We start from the raw sequence: 22,837 nt of genomic DNA on the forward strand, positions 1-22,837 counted from the left end.
TTTTTCGTAAATGTAAACGAATGAACGAATACTTGTATCAAGATGCTTCCAGGGCCGACAGCCAGCGCTCGTAAGCTTCCCGGTACCCCTCCTGTGCCCGCATGTCGGGTTCTATTGTCTTGGTGACGTGCAAGCCTGTGAACGCTTCCTGGGGCGTTTTATAGTAGCCCAGTCCGATGCCAGCCCCGCGGGCTGCTCCCTGTGCACCGTCGGTGTTGTAGAGTTCGATAGTCGTGCCGGTCAGGTTGGCCAGGGTATCGCGGAAGAGTGGGCTCAGGAACATATTGGCTTCGCCCGCCCGTACCGTCTGTAACCCAACACCAACGCCTTCCATCACCTTAATGCCATAGTACAGGGCGAAAACAATGCCTTCCTGCGCGGCCCGAACCAGGTGAGGCAACCCGTGGCGGGTTAGCTGAAGGCCGTGGAAAGACGCGCCCAGTTCCCGGTTCTCCAGCATCCGTTCCGCGCCGTTGCCAAAGGGCAGACACACCAGCCCATCGGCACCCACCGGCGCTTCGTGAGCCAGCACGTTCATATCGCTATAGCTGATCGATTTTTGCAATACCTGGTTACGCAGCCAGCTATTCAGAATACCCGTACCGTTCACGCACAGCAGCACACCATACCGGGGTGCTTCGATGGTATGACTCACGTGCAGGAACGTATTGACGCGTGACTTGGGGTCATAATCGGCCTGATCACTGACGCCGTACACGACACCTGACGTACCGGCCGTAGCCGCGATCTGGCCCGGCTCCAGCACATTCAGCGACAAGGCATTGTTCGGCTGGTCACCTGCCCGGTAGGTGACCGGCGTGCCGGGCGCCAGACCAAGCTCCGCTGCGGCTGCACTCGTTACCTGTCCCTGTTCGGCAAAGGTCGGTTTGATGGTCGGGATCAGGGAAGCGTCGAAGCCGAAATAGTCGAGCAGGAATTGAGCAGGCTGGTTGGCCTGAAAGTCCCAGAACGCACCCTCCGATAAACCCGAAGCGGTCGTTACGATCTCGCCCGTCATGCGGGCCGCCAGATAATCGCCGGGGAGCATGAACTTGTCGACCTGAGCGTATATATCCGGTTCATTGGCTTTCACCCAGGCCAGTTTAGCGGCCGTGAAATTACCCGGCGAGTTGAGCAGATGGCGAAGTGTGCGATCATGGCCAAGCGCATCGAAGGCGTCATTTCCATAAGGCACAGCCCGGCTGTCGCACCAGATGATCGACGGCCGTAATACAGTAAAGTCTTTATCAACGACTACCAGACCATGCATCTGGTAAGAAATTCCGATTGCTTTCACCTCGGCAGGCTGCACATTGGCCTGCGCCATAACCGCTTTGCTGGCCAGACAGGCATTTGTCCACCATTTTTCGGGTTGCTGTTCGGCGAAACCCGTTTGGGGCGATTCAATCGCCATTTCTATTTCGGGGTAAAAGGCAGAGGCTACGGCTTTACCGGTTTCAGCTTCAATCAAACACGCTTTGACGGATGAACTGCCAAGATCAAATCCAAGAAGATACATGTGGTTTTGTAAGAGTTAGGAATTAAATACGAAAGTACAACGGGAAGGGGGAAATTAGTAGACTGGTCAAAAATGTCCTTTTCCGTTCCTATCATTGCTAGTATGAAACGAGTTTTGTCAATTTTGTTTTTACTGACTGCCTGTCGGGTGGGGTTCCCCCAAACACCTGCCCCCGACTGGACCAACACGTATTGGACTGCCCACTGGATTCTGCACCCAACGGCCCCGGCCCGGCAGTATGGCATCTATCATTTTCGGAAAGCCATCGACCTGCCACAAAAGCCAGCCCGCTTCGTGGTACATGTGTCGGCCGACAACCGGTACCGGCTGTTTGTGAACGGGAAGGCGGTAGCCATCGGGCCGGCCCGCAGCGATACCCAGAACTGGAATTACGAAACACTGGATCTGGCACCCTTCATGCAGGCGGGCCGTAATGTACTGGCTGCGCAGGTCTGGAATATGGGCGAGGGTACTCCCGTGGCCCAGATGACCTACCAGACCGGCTTCGTGCTGCAGGGCGACAGCGAAGCCGAAAAAGGGGTGAACTCCGATGCAAGCTGGAAAGTGTACAAAAACCCTGCTTACTCGCCGATAAAAAATGACATTGCCAAGCTGCAAACGTACATCGTCATGGGCGATGGCGACCGCGTCGATGCGGCCCAGTATCCGTGGGGCTGGGAGCAACCGGGTTTCGACGATCGGACGTGGGTAAGCGCCAGACTGCTCAGCTTCCCGACAAAGCCGCGTGGCCTCGGTACGGATGGGAATTGGGGCCTGGTTCCGCGTCAGATCCCGATGATGGAGGAAAGTCCTGTTCGGCTGGCCGCGGTTCGACGGACCGAAAACGGAAAAATGGATGCCGGTTTTCTTCAGGGAAAAGCACCCGCCAAAGTCAGAGCCAATACCAAAGCGACGTTCCTGCTCGATCAGGGCGCAATTACTAATGCCTATCCTGAATTAACCGTTAGCGGTGGCAAAGGTGCCGTGGTGACACTAACGTACGCGGAAGCTCTGGTCGACGCCAAAAACCAGAAAGGAAACCGAAACGAGATCGACGGACGAACGATTCGGGGGTTCGACGATCAGTTTGTGGCTGACGGAAGCGCCAGGCGAACCTTCCGCCCGCTCTGGTTTCGTACGTATCGCTACCTGCAACTAACGGTCGAAACGAAAGATGATCCGCTTGTTCTGGAGGATCTGCAGGGGCAGTTTACGGGCTACCCCTTTGAGCAGAAGGCCCGGTTTGCGACTAGCGACACCACGCTGAAAGCGATTTGGGATACAGGCTGGCGAACGGCGCGGCTTTGTGCAGGCGAAACCTACTTCGACTGCCCCTACTACGAGCAGTTGCAGTATGTGGGCGACACGCGTATTCAGTCGCTGATTTCGTTGTATGTCGCGGGCGATGATCGGCTCATGCGCAAAGCGATTCTGGATTATGACCATAGCCGCTTCAATGAGGGGCTTACTCAAAGCCGCTATCCCTCCGCCGATTTTCAGGTGATCCCCACGTTCTCGCTGTTTTGGGTGTGTATGGTTCACGACTACTGGATGCACCGAACCGACGACGCCTTTGTCAAATCCATGCTGCCGGGTATTGTGGGTGTGCTGGACTGGCACGAGCAGCGGCTGGCTAAAGTCGGGCTGAACGGGCCCATGAACTGGTGGAATTTTGTGGACTGGGCCTGGCCCTGGACGGAAGAGTCGCGCATTGGGGGTGTACCGCCCGGCATAAACGGCGGGTCCAGCACGCTGACCTTACAGCAAGCCTACACGTATTTCCGGGCGGGCGACCTCCTGGCCCATTTCGGGCAGAACGAGCGGGCTGAGCACTATCGGGACCTGGGCAGGCGGCTTAACAAGGCGGTGTATAGCGAATGCTGGGATACGGGCCGCGGGCTGCTGGCTGATACCCCTGCCAGGAAAACCTTTAGCCAGCACGCTAATATACTGGCTGTTCTGACGGATGCGGTGCCCGTAGCGCAGCAGGCGGCTCTACTGCAAAAAACGATGACTGAACCTGCCAGCGGCCCCACCGCCATTACGCAGGCCACATTTTACTTTAAATTTTATCTGTTTGAGGCCCTCAAAAAGACAGGATTGGGCGACCAGCTCATCGACCAGCTTAAGCCTTGGCGTACCATGCTGGACATGGGGCTAACCACCTTCGCCGAACAACCCGAGCCCACCCGGTCCGATTGCCATGCCTGGAGTGCTTCTCCGCTCTACGAATTTTTGTCTATAACCTGCGGCATACGTCCGGCTGAGCCGGGTTTTCGGACAGTGCGCATCGAACCGTTTTTGGGTAACCTGACCACTGTAAACGGTCAGATGCCGCATCCGGCGGGCGATATTATCGTTCAGTTCCAGAAAACGCCGGCCGGTGGGCTAACGGGCACTGTTACGCTGCCGTCTACGCTAACGGGTACGCTGCGCTGGAAAGGGAAGTCGATACCGCTGAAAGCGGGAAAGCAGCCGGTAACTATGTTATAAATATATCCGTTGTTCGGCAACGGAAGAGTACGCTTGGTCGTATGGGCTGTTAATGACAGGTAAACCGTTCATTAAACCACCGAAACTATGCGTGCACTTACCCTAATGGTTGGTCTCTTTGCCAGCACACTTACCTATGCCCAGGATACAATAACTCTCCGTAACGGCGATCAGATTCCCGCTAAAGTGCCGGAAGTTGGTCGGCAAGAACTTACATACCGAAAATCGGCCAATCTTGAGGGGCCTGTTTATACCGCCCCCATTCAGGATGTATTGCTGATCAATTATGCCAACGGGACGAAAGATGTATTCGAACCCGGCCGCGCTCCGTCAGCAGATGGGATGAATCTACGCAACAGAATGGATCGCAGGCTCCTTCCCGGTCAACAAAGAGGTATGTTTGGAACGGCCAATCCACCGGTAGCGCTCGACAGACTGCGGTACCAAAGCCGGTTGCTGAACCGCCATTTTGTAGACGCGAACGGGCAGCGCGTGGACATGGCCCAAGCCGAAAACCTGTTGCGGCTTAAGCCTGATGCGATGGCTGCGTTCGATCGGGGACGTTCGCTCCGAACCTGGGCGTTTATCACCGCTGGATCGGCCGTTGCACTTGTTGGCGCTGGGGCCGGGCTCGCCTTGTCCGATCACGGGGGGCGTGGTGCCGGTCGATTTGGTGGAAGACCCGATCGATTGGGGCAGTTCGGTATCAACAATGACCCGATGAATCAAACCGACCGTCGGCGCGGACATGATCAGGCTGTTGTTGGCGCTGCCCTGGCGGGTAGTGGTATTGTACTTGGATTAACGTCGGTTTGGCTGAGCCACCGCGCCACGGTACAATTTCGCCGGGCTGCCAATCGCTATACGAATGCCTCGGCTACCTCTTTTCGGCTTTCCCCGGCCAGCCAGGGCCTGGGCCTTAGCCTGACCATGGGGCTGTAAGTTCTGGTCGAATAACCTTCGGTCATGAACCAAGCGGGTTACTGGATCCTGGCCGGGCTGGCGCACCAGCCCGGCCAGGATCCAGTAACCCGCTTGGTTCAGTAATTCCAAACAGGTTCAGAACTAGTACAAAGCACTCACAACTGTTTCGCACCAATGACCTGCCCCGTGTCGGTCCGCTGGACGTAGACCAGCACCGCTGTTCGATCGGACGTCAGACCAGCAGGTAAGGCCAGCGACACACTCCCCGATGCACCCGGCTTGTCAATCGTCTTGAACTGCCGGACTATGTTCGTATTCAGCAACGTACGACCACCGTTTTCACCATTTCCAATCGCTGTTCGGGCTTCTTTCTGGACCAGGGCTACGTTGACACGGTACGGGGCTGTTTGCCCGGACGAGGCCAGGCTGTAGGATACAGTTACCTGCTTAGCGTCGGCGGCTAAACTGCCGTCGACGTCGACAAACGCGGATGGACGTTGCTGCTGAATGGTTTTTATGGCCTGCTCGATTTTTGCTTTCTGGCTGCCAATCAATTCCTGCCGTCCATTAATGACGAGTTGGGGCGTGTAGGTCTGGCTATTCAGGATACGGTCGTACTGGCGCTGGCGATCGGTGAAGAGTTTACTGCTGAAGGGGTCCTGCCATCCCAGCCGGTTCCAGTAATCGACGTGAAACGACAGACTATATACCGCCTGTCCGGAGCGGGCGGCTTTCTGCGCAATGTCGTGCAAGGCCTGGTCGGCGGGCGGGCAACTGGAGCAACCCTGCGACGTGAACAGTTCCAGCACCACAACAGGCTGCGGTGTTGGTTTGTCGGGTTTCTCAGGCGCTGATCCAATCATCATTCCGACGAATGTCAATAGAACAGGGACGTAATTCATAACCGAATGGAGTGAGGTGTTACTCGTTTATAAGCCTACGTAGTAATCATAGCCGCGTTCGGCCCAGAAGTCGCGTGGGCGCTCATCGGAGAAAAAGATCCGGCCAATCCGCTTTAAATTCTTGACGCCGTATTTTACCGGGATAATCAGTCGGAGTGGAGCGCCATGTGGGGCCGTAATTGGCTGGCCGTTCAGCTCATAAGCCAGCAGCGTTTGCGGGTGCATCGCACTTTCCATATCGATGCCCACATAATACCCTTTGTCGGGCGTCTCGAGGCCGACGTGTTTGAACAGATCGTCGGTATTGCCGGAAGCGGGGGCATTGCCACTCCGGGTACCAAGCTTATAGGCAGCCAAAACATCGGACAGGCGTGTGCCGCCCCAGTGCTGAATCTGACTCCAGCCTTCGATGCACTTGAATTCGTACGCCAGCTCATGTCTGGGTAATGCCTTGATGTCGTCGATGGTCAGTAGCAGCGGTGGGGTACCTGTATTTCGATCGATCTGTAGTTTCCAGTCGTCCGGGATCGGCGTCTTTATGCCATCGTAGCCATTGACACGCGCCTTCTTTACCGCTTCGTTGACCGGAAATGTTGGCACCAGGTGCGTGTTGCTGAAATAGGTTTTCGCAATCTGCTCATTGGCATCAAGCACCTGGCGAAAGGGTTTCCGGGCACCCATCGATTTGGGGCTGCGGGTAATCCACTCATACACGCCGACGGGTACGGCAGCGGCCAGCGCAAACCAGCCAAATGAGGTTAGCAGTTTCCGGCGAACAGCCGATTCGGGCACATCGCTTTCCGGAAGTTTGGGCTCGCGGGACTGACTCATAGTATAGCTGGAGTAGGGGTAGGTTCCGTTGGCCGAATAGTGGTTGGCTCGGCGGGTTCGGGGCGTTGAGGGTCAATGGCCTTTACAAGTTCAAAGCCCGTTATCATCGACTGAAAATTAGGCCAGCCTGCCCGTATCACCTGCCCGATATGAACAAAGAAGAACAGGACAAAGCCAACCGTTAAGAGAAAATGCTCCAGCCGGGCGGCTTCGTATCCGCCCAGCACACCCGTGAGCCAGGAGAACTGAGTTGGTTTATAGATGGCAAATCCGGTCAGGACCGAGCCGACGCCCATGAGCATAATAAAGAAGTAAGCGATCTTCTGAGCACCATTATACTTGATGAAAGGTGGCTGGGATTTGCGCAGGCCAAATTCGTAAAGTATCACCTGAATTGCTTCCCGGAACGAGTTGCGATCGGGCACCAGGTGTCGCCATTCTCCCGACGCAAAGGTGTAGATGACATAGGCCAGCCCATTGAGCATAAACAGCCACATAAACATCCAATGCCAGGCCATACCTTCGGCCAGCCGACGCGGCACATGAAGAAAGGTGTAGAAACCGTCGGGAAAGAACGATACCAGCGTATAACCGCCAATCTGAATTTTGTAGGGATCATAGGCCCAGTAAATGAGCAGGCCGCTCCAGATCATGACGAACAGAACCGGAAAGTTGATCCAGTGAAACCACCGGATAGCAAGCGGGTGCTTGTGGATAATTCGTTTCATGAATTAGTGATTGAAGACGTGGGGAATCAAACAGCGCGAATGCCTGCCAGCATCCTGCCAATGTACAGTGTATCCTGGACGGCCACGTCCGGGCGAGAATAAAATCTATCTATACCCGGACGTGGCCGTCCAGGATACACCAACCCGGCCGGGATACACCGTGCCGCTTCCGGCAGTAATCCTAAACAGCTTCAATATAACGAAAAAAGGTAGTTGCCAGGCCATGAGAGGGTTTTCTACGAGAACGTCTGGCAGGGTAAGTTGGTGCCGGTATACGCCGGGCAGTACGCTACATTGTCAGGTACAGATTTCTACCTTTGCTCCCTAACACAGGCTATTCCATGATAATTAAATCCATTGATACCGGTCCTTTCAAACTTGACGGCGGTGCCATGTTCGGTGTCGTGCCGAAGTCCATCTGGCAGCGCACCAACCCCGCCGACGAACGCAATCTCTGCGATTGGGCGCTCCGAAACCTGCTGGTTGAAGCCACTGATGCCAACGGGCGTTCCCGGCTCCTGCTGGTCGACACTGGTGCTGGCGATAAGCAGGACGCTAAATTCTTCAGTTACTATGACCTGCCCAATGGCAAAACCCTGACCAGCGCCGTTGAACAGGCGGGTTATTCGATCAACGATGTAACCGATGTGCTGCTAACCCACCTGCACTTCGACCATGCGGGCGGGGCCGTACGCTATGCCGATTCGAGTCATACGAAGCTCGAAGCCACCTTTCCACAGGCTACCTACTGGAGCCATAGCGGGCAGTGGGAGTGGGCTACCGCGCCGAACCCCCGCGAGCGGGCTACCTACCTGAAGGAGAACTTCATGCCGCTGCATGAAAACGATCAGCTACGGTTTATTGACCGGGACGGGCTGGATATTCCTGGAATCGACTTGTTGTATATGGATGGTCATACCGAGAAAATGACTCTGCCCATGTTCCAGGTTGGCACCAGTCAGCCGCGTACGGCCGTGTTCTGCGCCGATCTGATTCCATCGGCTGCGCACATACCTATTCCGTATGTGATGGGCTATGATGTACGGCCACTGGTGACGATGGATGAAAAGACGTCTTTTCTCAACCGCGCTGTCGATGAGAACTGGCTGCTTATCTTCGATCATGACCCTACCTGCGAAGCTGCTACGGTCGAGCGTACCGAAAAAGGTATTCGTATTAAAGAGCGCGGAGCACTAGCCGAGTGGCTGTAAACCTATTCCGGGGCCCTCGTAGCCATAAGCGAACAGGCGGTCCGGAGCGGTAGTTGTTTATGATCCTAGACCCCAAGAGACGGCTTTACCGGTAAACCAATCCTTTTAACCTACCGTTGTTAAATAAGGCACCCTAACGGGAATACTATGAAAATTGGATTGGTTTTATCGGGTGGTGGAGCGAGAGGCATTGCCCATTTAGGTGTTGTGAAGGCGTTACAGGAGATGGGTATCCAGTTCGACCAGATCGCGGGTACCAGTGCAGGTGCCATAACCGGTGCACTCATCGCGCAGGGTTACTCGCCCGATGAAAGCCTGAAGATTATTGAATCATCATCCTTTGTGCGGCATTTGCGTCCTGCCTGGAACCGTATGGGCCTGCTCCGGATCGACACCGCCATCGAGTTATACCGCAAATACCTGCCCCACGATTCGTTTGAGGGACTACAAATTCCGCTGCATGTGCTGGCGGTTGACCTGAACGATGGCGAGCAGGTGGTTTTCGAGCAGGGCGAGTTGATTCGACCCGTACTGGCCTCCTGTTGTTTACCGGGTATTTTTGAGCCGATGCTAATCAACAAACGCCAGTTCGTCGATGGAGGAGTGTTGAATAACCTGCCCGTCGAAATTATCGAAAATAAGGTAGACGTTATTATTGGTTCACACTGTAACGTACTGGGGCCCCGTAAACCAGTTACGTCTATGCGGGGTGTTATCGAACGGAGCCTGGTGCTGGCTGTTCAGAGTAAGACGAGAGAGCGTTTTGCCAAATGTACGGTGTTGATCGAGCCTCCTCAGCTGGCTCAGTATGGTACAACCGATATTGGGAAAGCGCGAGAGCTTTTCCGGGTTGGTTACCAGTACACCCGCTCAATGACAGAACAAATAGAGAAAACGTTGAATCGACCGCGTGTTGAAATCGAATAAAAAGAAAGCCTGGCTACCTAGTCAGGCTTTCTTTTTGAATAATATCGTTTGCATCCGCTATTCGATCATACAGAAAGTAACAGGCTGAAAAAACGAAAGAGTAGAACTATTCAAATTTTTGCCGAATCCCTTCAGTAATTACTCATATAGACTTTGTTTTGAAAACGAGTATTTATAGGACTTGTCCCCTATATAGAGATACCTATTAAATAAGTATATACAAAATAATATTCTGAATAAATGCCAAAGAATACAATAATAGTAGGCTTTTTATAATTATAACAAAAAATTTGTAAGGCGTGCTCGTTTTGTTAGTTTTGCAGAAAGTAATGTATTTCTTAATCTAAACGTAATCTTACTATGAGTAGAATTCTACTGGTGGGTATGCTTTTTGTGTGCTCACTCTGGACTCCCGTTTGGGCCCAGGAGCGAACAATTACGGGTAAGGTAACGGCTTCCGAAGACGGAACACCTATGCCTGGTGTATCTGTCGTGATCAAAGCCACAACCAAGGGTACCAACACGGATGCCAAGGGAGCCTACTCGATCAGCGTATCGGATAAGGGAAGCCGGTTGATTTTTAGTTTCGTTGGCTCCGCTTCGCAGGAGATCGAGATTGGTAATCGCTCAGTTGTTGATGTAAAACTGATGAACGATGCCAAGCAATTGGGCGAAGTGGTTGTAACGGCACTGGGCCAGCAGCGCGACAAAAAAGCGCTCGCCTACGCCGTCTCCAATGTAAAAGGCGATATGCTCCAGCAACGGTCGGAGCCAGATCCGCTACGGGCCTTGTCAGGCAAAGTGCCGGGGGTGAATATCACGGCCGGTAACGGCGCACCCGGTGCCGGTACACGGATCACCATCCGGGGTAACAACTCATTTACGGGAAATAACCAGCCTCTGTTCGTTGTTGATGGTATCCCCTTCGATAACTCAGTAAATACGCCCCAGAACGGTAGCCAGGGGTACAACTCAAACACCGTAACGACAAACCGGGCGTACGACATCGACCCCAACAACATTGAGGCTATGACCGTACTGAAAGGTGCGGCTGCATCGGCGTTGTACGGCTCACGGGCGGCTAACGGCGTTATTGTTATCACCACCAAATCGGGTAGTAAATCGGCACGAAAAGGTCTTGAGATCAACTTCAACTCGTCGTACTCTGTCGAGAATGTATCAACGGTTCCTGATTACCAGAACACTTACACGCAGGGCTCCAACCAGACTTATAACGGTGGATTTATCGGAAACTGGGGAACCGTCTTTCCAGCCGAGGTTGACCGGGTCAACGCGGGCCTGGGTTTTGATCGCTACTCGAAAGTAATTGATCCGGATTATCCGGCCGGTACCATTCCGCACCCACTCGTTGATGCAACGGTACCGTACGGTGCTGCCCGTTTCCAGAACGCATTTCCCGAATTACTCCAGGCCAATGGCCGGGGTATTGCGGTGCCACTCGTACCGCATGATATTATTGGCGGTTTCTTCCGGCAGGGCCGGGTATTGGAGAACGGTATTCAGATCAACTCGACCGGCGACAAGACATCGCTGAACGCATCGGTTTCGCGGACCAAAAACGAGGGTATCATTCCAAACTCGTCTACGGATCGTACCACGCTGAGCTTTGGTGGTAATGCTACGCTTAACAATAGTATCAACCTGGCCGGTAGCGTGGCGTATACGAATACCAACCAGCAGAGCCCGCAGTCGGGCGCTGGTTATTACGCCGACTACGGCCCGGCTGGACAGTCTGCCGGTTCGATCTACAGCCGTTTGTTCTATCTGCCCCGTAACTATGACCTGAACGCCTATCCGTTTGAAAACCCGGTGGATGGCTCAAACGTATTCTACCGGGCGTTGGACAACCCGCTCTGGACGGCTAAGTACAACCTTTATAACTCCGCCGTGAACCGGGTGTATGGGAATATGACAATGAGCTACGATGTAACGCCCTGGCTGAACGTCACTGCCCGTGGCGGACTCAACACCTACTCAGAGACGCGTAAGAACGTTCTCCGCCCAGGTGGTTCGTTTGTTCCGTTAGGCTCGGTAACCCGGCAGGATTTGACCAAGACGGAAATTGATTTTACCTTCCTGGCGACGGCAACGCACGATTTTTCGGAAAAGATCAATGCCAAGCTGCTGGTTGGATTCAACCCGAACCAGCGTAGCTACACCGAATCAGCGATTAGTGGCGCACCCGTTATCGATCCGAACATCCTGACAATTGGCGGTACGCTGAACCAGAACGCGGCTGATTATCGGAGCCAGCGCCGGTTGTACGGACTTTTCAGTGAATTGACGGTAGGGTACGGCAACTTCCTTTTCCTGACGGGTTCCGTTCGTAATGACCACTCGTCGACGCTGCCAGCCGGTAATAACAGCTATTACTACCCGGCCGTATCCGCTTCGTTTGTATTCACCGATGTACTGAACCTGCCCAAGAACATTATCAATCTTGGTAAACTACGGGCTAACTACGCCAAGGTGGGTAAAGATGCCGATCCCTATCAGGTATTTACGGCCTACAACCTCGGTCGTACCTTCTACAATGCTGGCGCAATCTCGACGGCCAACCTGCCCAAACAGCTGAACAACATCAATCTGAAGCCTGAGTTTACGTCTGAGGTAGAGTTAGGGACTGAACTTCAGTTCTTCAACAACCGGATTGGTATTGATGCCGCCTATTTCAACCGTGTATCGACAGACCTGATCGTTACCCGGGAACTACCCCGGACATCAGGCTTTGAGACTGAGATCACAAACGCCGGTAAGATTTCCAATAAAGGTTGGGAAGTGGGCCTCACGCTGGTTCCCCTGCGGATGGCCAATGGCCTGACCTGGACTTCGTTCCTGGCGTACACGCGCATTCAGTCGAAAGTTGAAGATGCGGGTCCGGGTGGCGAAATCTTTATCGGTGGTACTGGCCTTACCTCGCTTGGAACCATTTTCCGGAACGGCTTGCCTTACGGGCAGATCATTGGTTCGAAGAATGCCCGTGATGAAAGCGGTAATCTGCTCATCAACCCGTCAACGGGCCTGCCTATTCGCGCTCCTCAGTCAGACGTAATTGGCGACCCGAATACGAAATACCAGCTAGGCTGGACCAACACGGTAAACTTCAAAAATTTCTCACTGAGCGTACTGCTCGACTACAAAGTCGGTGGTAGCCTGTTCTCAAGCACGGCCGCTTCGCTGCTGTTGCGTGGTCAACTCAAGAACTCCGAAGATCGTGAAGGTATGCGGGTAATTCCAGGTGTACTGGGTGATCCGTCTACCTACAAGCCGCTGCTGGGCGAAGATGGAAAGTCAATCAAAAACACCATCGCCATGACCGCTTTCCAGTACCACTTTACGGATGGATATGGTGCATACGGTGCTGACGAGGTAAATATCTACGACGCTACGGTGGTGCGCTTACGGGAAATTTCCCTGGGCTACAGCGTACCTAAAGCCTTCCTGCAGCGGTATGCTAAAGTGATTGGCAGCCTGCGTTTGTCGGCATCGGGTCGTAACCTGTGGTTCTATGCACCTAACATGCTGAAAGGGCTGAACTTCGACCCCGAAGTGCTGTCAAACTTCGCCGATTCGAACATTCAGGGCTTTGACCTGGGTGCTTCGCCATCAACGCGTCGTTTCGGGATTAACCTCAATGCTTCATTCTAACTACGATCAGGGAGGTCTATCGATCTATTAAACAGATCTGCCTCATTAATAAAATCTAACTAAGCAGTTACGATGATCAATAATAAAAACATTGTCAGGACACTGGCACTGGCTGGAATCATCAGCATAGTCAGTTCGTGTAATTACACCGATCTGGACATCAACAAAGATCCCAACAAACCCGCAACCGGTTCGCTGGGTCTGCTGTTGCCTGTAGCCGAAAATGCAGCTCGTGACGCGTTCACAACTGTGAATAGCAGCGCTATGGGTTTTGCGGGTCTCTGGAATTCCAACGATGCCTATAACTTAAGCAACACCAGCTTCCAGGGAACCTGGAATGATGGTTTTCGGACTCTGCAGAGCATGGAAGAGATGCTGCGGGCTACGGAAGACGGTAAGAATCCCCGCTACCGGGGTATCGCTTTGGTACTCAAAGCATACGCGATGGGTAACTACGTAGATATGTTTGGCGATATGCCGTACTCGGAAGCCTGGAAAGGCAACGCGGCAACCCCCAACACATCCCCTGTATTCGATAAGGACGCAGCTATTTACGAGGACTTGCTCAAACTATGCGATCAGGCCGTTGTAGAACTGGCTAAACCGCAGCCTGTTGCCGTAATCAATGACTACATGGGTGGCGGTAACGCAACAACCTGGACGCGGATTGCCAAAACGGTGAAGCTGCGCCTGTTGCTTACCTCGCGCAAGGGCCGCACGAATGGAAATGCTGAACTAAAGGCGGCTTTCGATGCAGGTGGGTTTATTACAACTCCTGCGCAGAACTGGTCTTACCTGTATTCCAAGCAGATTTCACCGGAGCGCAACACACACCCCTGGTTTCTTACGTACACCGGTACGTCAGATCCTACCTATATCAACCACCAGTTGATGGGCGAAATGATGCTGAACAAAGATCCACGTTTGCCTTTCTACTTCTACCGGCAAACGTCACGGATTCTGGACCAGAATAACCCAACAGACCGCGGTACTACGCCTTTTGGTGGATCGTACCTGCCGCTTCGGGCTTCGTTCCTGGATGATTATAAAAAGGCATTTGGTATCACCGGCGCTATTCCGGCTACGGATCTGGCTTATATAGCCGGTTACTTCGGACGGGACCGGGCCGATGTATCGGGTGCGGCTGCCGATGGTCCCCTGCGGACGGCCCCCGGTACCTATCCGGCAGGTGGTGTTTACTCGGACCGGACCACGCCTGCTGTAGCCCTCACCGGCCAGGCAGCGCTCAACTTCGGTGGTGACGGGCTGTGGCCGCTGATCCATAGCTGGAACACGAAATATTATCAGGTCGAAGCGATTCTGGACGGAACGGGCGTAACAGGTGATCCTAAAGCTCTTTTTGACGCTGCCATGCGTGAGCAGATCGCCGTAGTGGTGGCCCAGGGTCTTAAATCAGATCCCACCAGAGCAAAAGCTCCCGCGCAGGCCGAGGTTGATGCCTACGTGAAAGCGTGGCTGGACCTGTACGATGCAGCTACGACCCCCCAGTCCAAACTGAACGTAGTGGCCAAGCAAATCTGGTTCTCTTCGTGGGGGCAGGGCATGGACATGTGGAACCTGCAACGCCGGACCGGCTACCCTATTCAAAGCCAGTTCAAGCAGTTCTCCGTGGGTATTCAGGCACCCATCTCGAAGCCACCCCGTCAGTATGCGCTGCGGTTACCGTATCCGCAGTCTGAAGGTGCTTTGAACCCCAACGCGTCGAAGTATATCACCGATGTGATTTTCGACCGGGATCCAATCTTCTGGGATAAAGTAAAGACTAAGTGGGAGTTCTAAGAAAATCATAGCTGCTGATTACGCACTGTCAAACGTGCGTAATCAGCGGGTTAACCAGATAATGACAGCAATGAAACAACTCTTTTTATATTCGTTAACAGTGGCGGTTATGCTGCTGGTGGGTTGCCAGGATGAGTCACTCAACCCAAACAAACCGTGGGAGTCAGGTGTGCACGCCCTCGGTGTTTTTGAGGGGATAGCCGAAACCGGTAAAGCCAATTTTGCTTCCAACGCAAAAAACTTTCCGCTTACGGGGCAGGATGCTTCGAAAATTGACTTCAAAATCCGGTGGGTATCGCTCGATAACAAGCTGACAGTTAGTAAAGTAGTTATCAAAGTAGATATGATCGAGTCGTATACTGATCCTGACGGAAACCCCAAAACGGTATCGCTGGGTAACGGAGGAAAAGTAGTGAAAACGATTGATGCACCAGCGGCCAACCGCCAGTGGAATTCGTTCAGCCTAGCTCCCGCCGACGTTTACGCGCTTTATAAGGATGCTACGGTTAAGTACGATAAGGTAAACGCAGTAAAGGTGTTTGAAAACCCGGCGCGGCCTCGTCCGGCGGGTACCCGTCTGCAGGGTGCGCAGGTGGTAGGTGGCAAAACCGTTGCCAGCGCCGATGCGTTTGTGGTTACCTGGGAGCTTACTACCTCCGATGGGTTGGTATTCAAAGTGTGGAATGAAGAGAGCATCTGCCTCGATCCAACGCCGGTATCACAGGCTAACTCCAATTGCCGCCTGAGCTTCACCGTGAAGTAATAGCATTAACAGTTTTTTGACTGGCAGCAGCGGGTTATCCCGTTGCTGCTTTTTTGTATATTGAGCTATTATGAAAAGGGGGCAACTTGGGTTCTTGGTGTGTTTGCTATTTGTTGCGCCCATGATACGGGCTCAGATACCAACCTACACCGCCGATATCCAGCCTATCTTTGCTTTGCATTGTTCAACCTGTCACCAGCCGGGTGGGGTAGGGCCGTTCAGTCTGCTTACCTATCAGGATGTTGTCAAACGAAGCAAGTTCATTGCCAAAGTTACGCAGATCCGGTATATGCCTCCCTTCCCGGCCGATCGGCAATTTCAGCATTACGCCAACGAGCGCGGGTTGTCAGAATCAGAGATCAATACCATTCAGAGCTGGGTGAAAGGTGGAATGGCAGAAGGCGAAAAGCCGAAAGCAGGAATGGGAAAAGCACAGGTCGAGTCAAGTGAGCCCAGGAAACCTGACCTCATCCTGAAAATGAAACCGTATACGGTTCATGGCGATGGGCGTGAAGATTTTCGGTACTTCCATGTGCCTATGAATCTCAGTGAAGACGTATGGGTCGATGCTATTGAGTTTGTTCCCGGTAATCGTAAACTGGTTCACCATAGCCGGTTGATGGTCGACTCGACAGGGACGATGGCCGGTATTGATGGAATTGCCGAGGATGATCCACACCTGCGTGATTTTCAGAAAACTCCCCTTGCCGATGAGTTTATGTATGGCTGGGTGCCGGGTAACGACCGCGTGACGTTTCCCGTTGGCGCGGCCAAACGTATCCGGGCGGGCAGCGACCTCATCCTGAACGTGCATTATGCACCCTCAGCCAAAGCTGACCAGGACCAGTCGGAGGTGCGGCTATACTTTGCCAAAGTACCCGTAGCGCGCGTAGTGAAGACGTTATCGCTCACCGAGAATAACGTAACGAATCAGCCGTTTCAGCTCCCGGCCAACACCCGGCCCGCCTTTTACATGAATTATGGCCCAATACCGGATACGATCCGGCTCCTGTCTGTGATGCCCCACATGCATCGGTTGGGTCGATCGATGAAGGCGTTTGCCATTACGCCCGATGGTGATGCCATTAATCTGATCAGTATTGCCGATTGGGATTACAACTGGCAACTAACCTATTTCTTCCGGCAAATGCTTGTACTTCCTAAGGGGTCGACCATTATCGCCGAAGCGCACTACGACAATACCGATCAAAATCCGCTCAATCCAAACCATCCCGCCCGAACAGTGGGATATGGCTGGAACTCAACCGACGAGATGATGAATCTGGTTTTTTACTACGTGAAATAGCGCGTAGCCTGTGGTTCCTTACTGAGGAAAATATACTACTCCTTTCTAGCCCTGTCTGTCGTAGAGTCTTCCATTTTTGGGGTGGCTCCTTATATCCCTTTGATAGGCCCAAAACGCAGTAATTGACACTACAGAGCATAGGCAGGTTGGAAAATTACAAGTCTATCATTGATTCGTGATTGTATGTGAATGGTCGTATACAAATGACCAGCTACGGCCAATATTCGGCATACGTGAATACTCATAAAAATGATAGGTAATTTTACTTAATAGTAATTTTTGTATTATTCTAATAATTAGCAATTTACATGCAGAATATACTTAGCCAAACATTGTCTATAAGCCTCGTCTGAAAGAATAAATAAACCCTGTAAATCTTGTAGTAAAAGAAGGTACATGTGGTATAAAGCAAAATTATATTTTGAAATAAGCTGATCTATGGAAATTAATGAGTGTGATATAAAATTTGCACAAAAAATTTGCAATGTCTGATTGATGACATAGTTTTGCAGAAAGTGTGCATGCATTTAACCTAGACAAAAAGCGACATGAGGAGAATTTTATTAGTGAGTTTCCTATTGGTTTGCTCACTCTGTGCCAACGTGTGGGCTCAGGAACGGAAGGTAACCGGCAAGGTAACATCTGCCGAAGATGGGAATGCCATTCCTGGGGTATCGATCGTGCTGAAAGGGTCGAGCCGGGGTGCCAATACCGATGCCGAAGGAAACTATGCTATTTCATTACCCGCCAGCGGAGGGACACTGGTGGTAAGTTTTGTAGGAACAACGACGCAGGAAATTGCCGTAGGAAATCGCTCGGTTATCGACGTCAAACTGGTTACCGACAGTCGGCAATTGACGGAGGTAGTCGTAACGGGCGTTGGCGTAGCGACCGATAAACGGAAGCTGGGTATTGCCGTCGAATCGGTGTCGTCCAAAAACCTGCCACAAACGCCAACCGCTTCGATCGATCAGGCGCTGGTTGGTAAAATTGCCGGTGCTCAGATCTCGAGTGGAAATGGTACCCCCGGTGCGCCAGTCAACATCGTGTTGCGCGGGATCAACACCATCAACCGGGGTACAGCCCCCATCCTGATCATCGACGGTGTGCAGGTCGATGCGTCCAGTTATGACTCGAACGGTAACTTTAACAGTAACCCAACCGCTATCCTAAGCTCAATCGACCCGAATACGATCGAACGGGTTGAAGTTGTTCAGGGCGCTGCGGCTGCCACGCTGTATGGAGCGCAGGGAGCCAACGGGGTTATTCAGGTGTTTACCAAACGGGGAAAATCCGGAAAACTTCAGATCGATATCTCGTCAGGTATCACACGCAACACATACCTGAACGTGGGGGGTGTAGCCAAGTCGCAGTTCAATGGCTTTGTTACCGATGCCCAGAATAACGTAATCGGTACGTCGGGAAAGCCGCTGACGTTTGATCCGAACACGCTGATCTACAGCGAGAACGTTCAGTATAACCCACTCGACGTTAACAACAAGGCTGACAAGCCCTATACGGCGAATCTGAAATACATCGATCACTACGACTACTTCTTCAAGCCCTCTACGACCTACAACAACAGCATTTCGCTGTCGGGTGGTCGCGATAAGTTCGACTTTGCCGTATCGGCCTCGAACAACCAGCAGGAAAGCAACATCATCAACAACGGAGGCTATCAGCGCAGTAACATTGTCACCAACATCGGGGCTGAACTGGCGAAAGGACTGACGTTCCGGACAACGACGCAGCTGATCTATACCAAGAATACGATCAAGTCGAACGACCGGAATATCCTGTATACAGTGAATAACGCCCGGCCTTTCGCTGATTTTTCGGCGCTAGATCCTGACGGAAATCCGGGTATCTACTACGGTGATGCGGTGGGGGTAAACCACAACAACCCGAGCTACTGGCAGCGGTATACCAATAACAATGACAATAAAATAGACATTATCCAGAACCTGAACCTGAACTATAAACTGAACAAGTTCATAGACCTGGATGCTAAATACGGTATTAACTACTCGCGTCAGGAGATCATTACGACCTACCCGAACCAGACAGAAAATCGCAACGTGCAAGCCTACAGCGGCAGTAACTTCTGGGGTAACTACGCTACCGATGCAAAGGGAGAGATCGATAACTTAAGCCTGAACTCGACGTATCAGAACTTCCTGGCGTCGGCGTTTTTCAACACTGATTTTCAGAACGATTTCAAGTTGAACATCCCGATTCGGACCTCGACGCAGATCGCATTTGACTATCGGAACCGGAAATCGAAGGAGTACAATACCTATAGCTTATCGCTGCCTACCTATGAGCCTTTTACGGCAGCTCAGGCATCTTCCTTCAAAACCTTCCGGGATTATACCGAGCCCTTTATTACCTACGGTTACCTGGTGAACCAGCGGATCGATTTTGGTGATCTGGCCGGGGTATCGGGTGGTTTTCGTACCGACTTCTCGTCGGCCTTCGGTCAGGCGTCCAAGCCGTTCACGTTCCCACGGGGCGACGCTTATTTCCGGATATCTGCGTTGAAATTCTGGGAAAACAGCCCGATTTCGGGGATTTTTCCTGAATTTAAATTCCGGGCAGCTTACGGTCAGGCCGGTATTCAGCCAAGACCGTTCGACCGCTATCAGGTGCTGAACACCCGGACGCTGGGTAACGCCAACTCGTTCTATACACCAGCCAGCCAGCCAAACCCGGACCTGAATGTAGAGGTATCGTCGGAGCTTGAAATTGGTACCGATCTGGCCCTGACACCGTTCAAAAGTTCCAACTGGCTGAGCAGCATACGCTTGTCGGCTACCTACTGGAACCGGTCGACAGACAACGCTATTTATGACATCAATGCGGCTCCATCGTCGGGAATCAACTCCATCAAAGACAATGCGTTCTCATTGGGGTCGCACGGTTTTCAGGCTTCGCTGAATGCCAACATCTTCCGGACGCCTACCTTCTCCTGGAATCTGACAACCAACTTCGGTCGTCAGACATCCGAAATCACGGCGGTAAAAGGCGGTGCTGAAGTTGTTGTCCTGTCGAACGCCGGTAGCACCAACTACGTCCTGAAAGCGGGTGAGAAAATCGGTCAGTTGTATGGCAATGTATCCATCAGCCAGGTCGATGCCAGAGACGTGAATGGTCAGCTTTACATCCCCGCCGATCAGCAGGCCAATTACACGGTAGCCAGCAACGGGTATGTTGTCAGCAAAGCAACCAAGCAGCCATTTTTCTCGGCTAACAAATACAGCTTTGGCGATCCTAACCCGCTGTTCAACATGTCGTTCATCAACGAATTCACGTTCAAAAACTTCCTTTCGTTTGGCTTCCAGTTCGACTGGGTACAGGGTAGCCACGTCTATAACCAGACAAAGGAATGGATGTATCGCGATGGTATCCATGCTGACTATGCCAAGCCTTTCACCATCGAAGGCCAGACGGGTGCCTGGACGGCGTTCTACCGGGGTGTTTATGCACAGCGGGCTGCCAACGGAACAAAAGACTACTTCTACGAAGATGCTTCGTTCGTTCGGTTACGTAACGTTCAGGTGGGTGTCGACTTCAGTAAAATTGCCAACATACCGGTTCTGCGTCGTGCTCAACTCGTCCTGTCGGGCCGTAACCTGCTGACCTTCACGAAGTATACGGGCTACGATCCTGAAATCAGCTCCGGTTCGGGTAACTCGGCATGGGACCGTGGAACAGACCACAACACGATGCCAAACGTTCGTTCGTACCAGGCTACGCTAAACATCGGTTTCTAACTTAACTGGCGCTAGCTACCGGCAGGCTTCCAGGGGAGCCCCACGGGTAGCCGGCCCGCTATACCTTTCAATGATTCGTCGATGAAAAAGATACAAGTTTTAGTAGCGGTGATGCTGCTTGGTTTCGCTACCTCCTGCAAGGAGCAGCTTGACGTTAAAAACCCGAACCAGCCAACGGTAAGTAGTGCCAACACCGAGTCGGGCATTATCAACTTCGCCCAGGGGGGCGTTTACGTAAACGGATTCCGTGAAATAAAAGCGGATTTATACGATGGTATTCCCGGTTATTTCTGGTCGGGTGCCATTGGGGTCCATGAACTGATGGGCGATGTGATCAGTGAAGAGGCTGCCAACCAGTTCGGTAACCAGATTGGTGCTCCGGATTATGTGATTCTCGACGATGGTTCGCGCGTGTTGAATCCAAACGCACCAAACACGCAAATTGCGCTGATCCGTCAGGTTAACGTCAATGCTAACCAGGGAGCCAATCCGCTGTTTCATGAATGGTGGTACATGTATTCGATGAACAGCCAGATGAATAAAGTGCTGGAGTTATCGGAGCAGGTTGCGTTCGCCGGCGATGCGGCTACCAAGAAAGCCGTTATTCAGGCATGGGTCTACTGGTGGAAAGGATTTGCCTATTCGCGGATTGGATCGATGTACTACGCGGGTATCATCAACAGTGCCACTAACGGTACGAACGGAAATTTCGTGTCCAAAGAGAAGATGATCGAAGAGGCTAATGCCAATCTGGATAAAGCGGCTGCCCTGCTTACTACCATCGGAACGGCTGCTGACTATGCTCCCATGATGGCCAGAATCATCCCCGATGTGAATCAGGTTGGTAAAGGAGTGGTACCCACGACAGCCATGTGGAAGCGTAACATCAATACGTTGAAAGCCCGGAATCTGCTGGTAAACACCACCACCAAAGCTATGACAGCCGCGCAGTGGACGCAGGTGCTTACCCTGACGAACGATGGGGTTACTGCTTCGGACTATGTCTTTACGGCCCGGTCAAACACCAATGGTGATGTTCTGGCACCGCTAACGGGTACCGTAGCCGCCAAGGCGACTGGTGATCCATCGGGTGGAGCTACCTACAAAATCAGTGAGCGGTTGATTCAGGATTACAGAACGGGCGATCAGCGGTTAGCCAACAATTTCACCCAGCGGGCTACCCCCTGGATCGGCGAAAGCAGCCGGGGCAATGCGTTCAATACGCGTTGGGCACTGGTAGACGGCGGCAAGAAACTACCCGGCGTCATTACGTTGTCTGACCGGACGGCGGGTGCAACGGAGCTGTATCTGGTTGGTAGCTACGAAGAAAATGAGCTGATGAAAGCCGAAGCGCTTATTAACACGGGTAAAATCGAAGACGGTCTCAAATCGGTCGACGCTGTCCGGACGGCGCAGGGCGCTGGACTGGCGGCTGTATCCGGCAAAGGGCTTACGCTCGATCAGGCTAAAGAAGAACTACGTCGGGAGCGCCGGGTTGGGCTTGCCTTCCGGGGACTTTCGTTCTACGATGCTCGCCGTTGGGGTGTAATTGATCCGGTAGCCAGTGGCGGTGGCCGCAAAGGGGCTGTTGTGCTCGATAGAGCTGGTAAAGTAAACACTAACGCAACCATCGAATACAACTTCCTGGATTATTGGGATGTGCCCGATAACGAGCTGAAGTATAATACGGCTGCGTCAGGTAGTGCTCCGACCATGAATCCAAAAACAAAATAATCAGTATAGTTACTATTGATATGGAAAAGTCCCTGCCGCTGGTAGGGACTTTTTTGTGATTCTCTTCCTTCGGCTCTGCCGTTGCCGTAGGACCTGATCGCAAACTTTTTGACTACATATACCTGCTTATTGCATAATTTTTTGAATATTGTTCTGCTGAAAAACAGAATAACCGACTTGTCATCGTTAGTAGTACGATTGTCTGAGGATTGACCAAGCCGGTTGCACCATACAAACTTCTCAACGACCTGACCTGC

General features: G+C 52.5%; 14 protein-coding genes. 10 read left to right on the forward strand and 4 right to left on the reverse strand.

Translation table 11 applies throughout. The features are described from left to right. Window positions 1-37 precede the first annotated feature (37 nt). Window positions 38-1,519, reverse strand: a complete 1,482-nt coding sequence (locus FH603_RS13700; RefSeq protein WP_186738094.1) for a xylulokinase — start codon at window positions 1,517-1,519, stop codon at window positions 38-40. A 102-nt stretch (window positions 1,520-1,621) separates the two neighbouring features. Here FH603_RS13700 and FH603_RS13705 point away from each other — a divergent pair, with 102 nt between their 5' ends. Then, window positions 1,622-4,012 (forward strand): family 78 glycoside hydrolase catalytic domain, encoded by a 2,391-nt coding sequence (locus tag FH603_RS13705; RefSeq protein WP_186738095.1) that lies wholly within the window; start codon window positions 1,622-1,624, stop codon window positions 4,010-4,012. A gap of 87 nt (window positions 4,013-4,099) precedes the next feature. Continuing rightward, a complete protein-coding gene (locus tag FH603_RS13710) occupies window positions 4,100-4,954 on the forward strand; it encodes a hypothetical protein (protein ID WP_186738096.1) in 855 nt (284 codons plus the stop codon). 137 nt (window positions 4,955-5,091) lie between these two features. Here FH603_RS13710 and FH603_RS13715 read toward each other — a convergent pair whose 3' ends face one another. The 3 genes from FH603_RS13715 to FH603_RS13725 are packed head-to-tail and all read right to left on the reverse strand — an operon-like array spanning window position 5,092 to window position 7,397. Further along, the gene (locus FH603_RS13715) at window positions 5,092-5,838 is read right to left on the reverse strand and encodes a DUF1223 domain-containing protein (RefSeq protein WP_186738097.1); all 747 of its coding nucleotides are present in this window, start codon (window positions 5,836-5,838) and stop codon (window positions 5,092-5,094) included. Between the two features lie 27 nt (window positions 5,839-5,865). After that, window positions 5,866-6,669: a molybdopterin-dependent oxidoreductase gene (locus FH603_RS13720; protein ID WP_186738098.1), complete on the reverse strand. Its 804-nt coding sequence runs from the start codon at window positions 6,667-6,669 to the stop codon at window positions 5,866-5,868. Beyond that, a complete protein-coding gene (locus tag FH603_RS13725; RefSeq protein ID WP_186738099.1) occupies window positions 6,666-7,397 on the reverse strand; it encodes a cytochrome b/b6 domain-containing protein in 732 nt (243 codons plus the stop codon). Before FH603_RS13725 ends, FH603_RS13720 begins: the two co-directional genes overlap by 4 nt. A gap of 341 nt (window positions 7,398-7,738) precedes the next feature. Here FH603_RS13725 and FH603_RS13730 point away from each other — a divergent pair, with 341 nt between their 5' ends. The 8 genes from FH603_RS13730 to FH603_RS13765 all read left to right on the forward strand — a co-directional run bounded on the left by FH603_RS13730 (window position 7,739) and on the right by FH603_RS13765 (window position 22,580). Beyond that, window positions 7,739-8,608 carry an MBL fold metallo-hydrolase gene (locus FH603_RS13730; protein ID WP_186738100.1) on the forward strand — a complete coding sequence of 290 codons (870 nt, stop codon included), beginning with the start codon at window positions 7,739-7,741 and terminating at the stop codon, window positions 8,606-8,608. A gap of 147 nt (window positions 8,609-8,755) precedes the next feature. Further along, window positions 8,756-9,535 carry a patatin-like phospholipase family protein gene (locus tag FH603_RS13735; RefSeq protein ID WP_186738101.1) on the forward strand — a complete coding sequence of 260 codons (780 nt, stop codon included), beginning with the start codon at window positions 8,756-8,758 and terminating at the stop codon, window positions 9,533-9,535. 360 nt (window positions 9,536-9,895) lie between these two features. Continuing rightward, window positions 9,896-13,204 carry a SusC/RagA family TonB-linked outer membrane protein gene (locus tag FH603_RS13740; protein ID WP_186738102.1) on the forward strand — a complete coding sequence of 1,103 codons (3,309 nt, stop codon included), beginning with the start codon at window positions 9,896-9,898 and terminating at the stop codon, window positions 13,202-13,204. Between the two features lie 72 nt (window positions 13,205-13,276). Next, complete coding sequence (locus FH603_RS13745) at window positions 13,277-15,004, forward strand: SusD/RagB family nutrient-binding outer membrane lipoprotein (protein ID WP_186738103.1); 1,728 nt, start codon at window positions 13,277-13,279, stop codon at window positions 15,002-15,004. Window positions 15,005-15,074: 70 nt separating this feature from the next. Further along, entirely contained in the window at window positions 15,075-15,767 is a 693-nt protein-coding gene (locus tag FH603_RS13750) for a hypothetical protein (protein ID WP_186738104.1), read from the forward strand. Between the two features lie 121 nt (window positions 15,768-15,888). After that, complete coding sequence (locus FH603_RS13755; protein ID WP_235985399.1) at window positions 15,889-17,073, forward strand: monooxygenase; 1,185 nt, start codon at window positions 15,889-15,891, stop codon at window positions 17,071-17,073. A gap of 548 nt (window positions 17,074-17,621) precedes the next feature. Beyond that, complete coding sequence (locus FH603_RS13760; protein WP_186738106.1) at window positions 17,622-20,846, forward strand: SusC/RagA family TonB-linked outer membrane protein; 3,225 nt, start codon at window positions 17,622-17,624, stop codon at window positions 20,844-20,846. A gap of 81 nt (window positions 20,847-20,927) precedes the next feature. Further along, complete coding sequence (locus tag FH603_RS13765) at window positions 20,928-22,580, forward strand: RagB/SusD family nutrient uptake outer membrane protein (protein WP_186738107.1); 1,653 nt, start codon at window positions 20,928-20,930, stop codon at window positions 22,578-22,580. The last annotated feature ends 257 nt before the right edge of the window (window positions 22,581-22,837 follow it).

It is taken from the genome of Spirosoma utsteinense (assembly GCF_014282275.1).
Lineage (GTDB): Bacteria > Bacteroidota > Bacteroidia > Cytophagales > Spirosomataceae > Spirosoma > Spirosoma utsteinense.

Bases quoted from the DNA above. Each gene is read 5' to 3' on its own strand.
- FH603_RS13735 (WP_186738101.1), top strand. From the start codon at position 8,756: ATGAAAATTGGATTGGTTTTATCGGGTGGTGGAGCGAGAGGCATTGCC.
- FH603_RS13755 (WP_235985399.1), top strand. From the start codon at position 15,889: ATGATACGGGCTCAGATACCAACCTACACCGCCGATATCCAGCCTATC.
- FH603_RS13750 (WP_186738104.1), top strand. From the start codon at position 15,075: ATGAAACAACTCTTTTTATATTCGTTAACAGTGGCGGTTATGCTGCTG.
- FH603_RS13725 (WP_186738099.1), bottom strand. From the start codon at position 7,397: ATGAAACGAATTATCCACAAGCACCCGCTTGCTATCCGGTGGTTTCAC.
- FH603_RS13710 (WP_186738096.1), top strand. From the start codon at position 4,100: ATGCGTGCACTTACCCTAATGGTTGGTCTCTTTGCCAGCACACTTACC.
- FH603_RS13740 (WP_186738102.1), top strand. From the start codon at position 9,896: ATGAGTAGAATTCTACTGGTGGGTATGCTTTTTGTGTGCTCACTCTGG.
- FH603_RS13720 (WP_186738098.1), bottom strand. From the start codon at position 6,669: ATGAGTCAGTCCCGCGAGCCCAAACTTCCGGAAAGCGATGTGCCCGAA.
- FH603_RS13700 (WP_186738094.1), bottom strand. From the start codon at position 1,519: ATGTATCTTCTTGGATTTGATCTTGGCAGTTCATCCGTCAAAGCGTGT.
- FH603_RS13715 (WP_186738097.1), bottom strand. From the start codon at position 5,838: ATGAATTACGTCCCTGTTCTATTGACATTCGTCGGAATGATGATTGGA.
- FH603_RS13745 (WP_186738103.1), top strand. From the start codon at position 13,277: ATGATCAATAATAAAAACATTGTCAGGACACTGGCACTGGCTGGAATC.
- FH603_RS13760 (WP_186738106.1), top strand. From the start codon at position 17,622: ATGAGGAGAATTTTATTAGTGAGTTTCCTATTGGTTTGCTCACTCTGT.
- FH603_RS13705 (WP_186738095.1), top strand. From the start codon at position 1,622: ATGAAACGAGTTTTGTCAATTTTGTTTTTACTGACTGCCTGTCGGGTG.
- FH603_RS13730 (WP_186738100.1), top strand. From the start codon at position 7,739: ATGATAATTAAATCCATTGATACCGGTCCTTTCAAACTTGACGGCGGT.
- FH603_RS13765 (WP_186738107.1), top strand. From the start codon at position 20,928: ATGAAAAAGATACAAGTTTTAGTAGCGGTGATGCTGCTTGGTTTCGCT.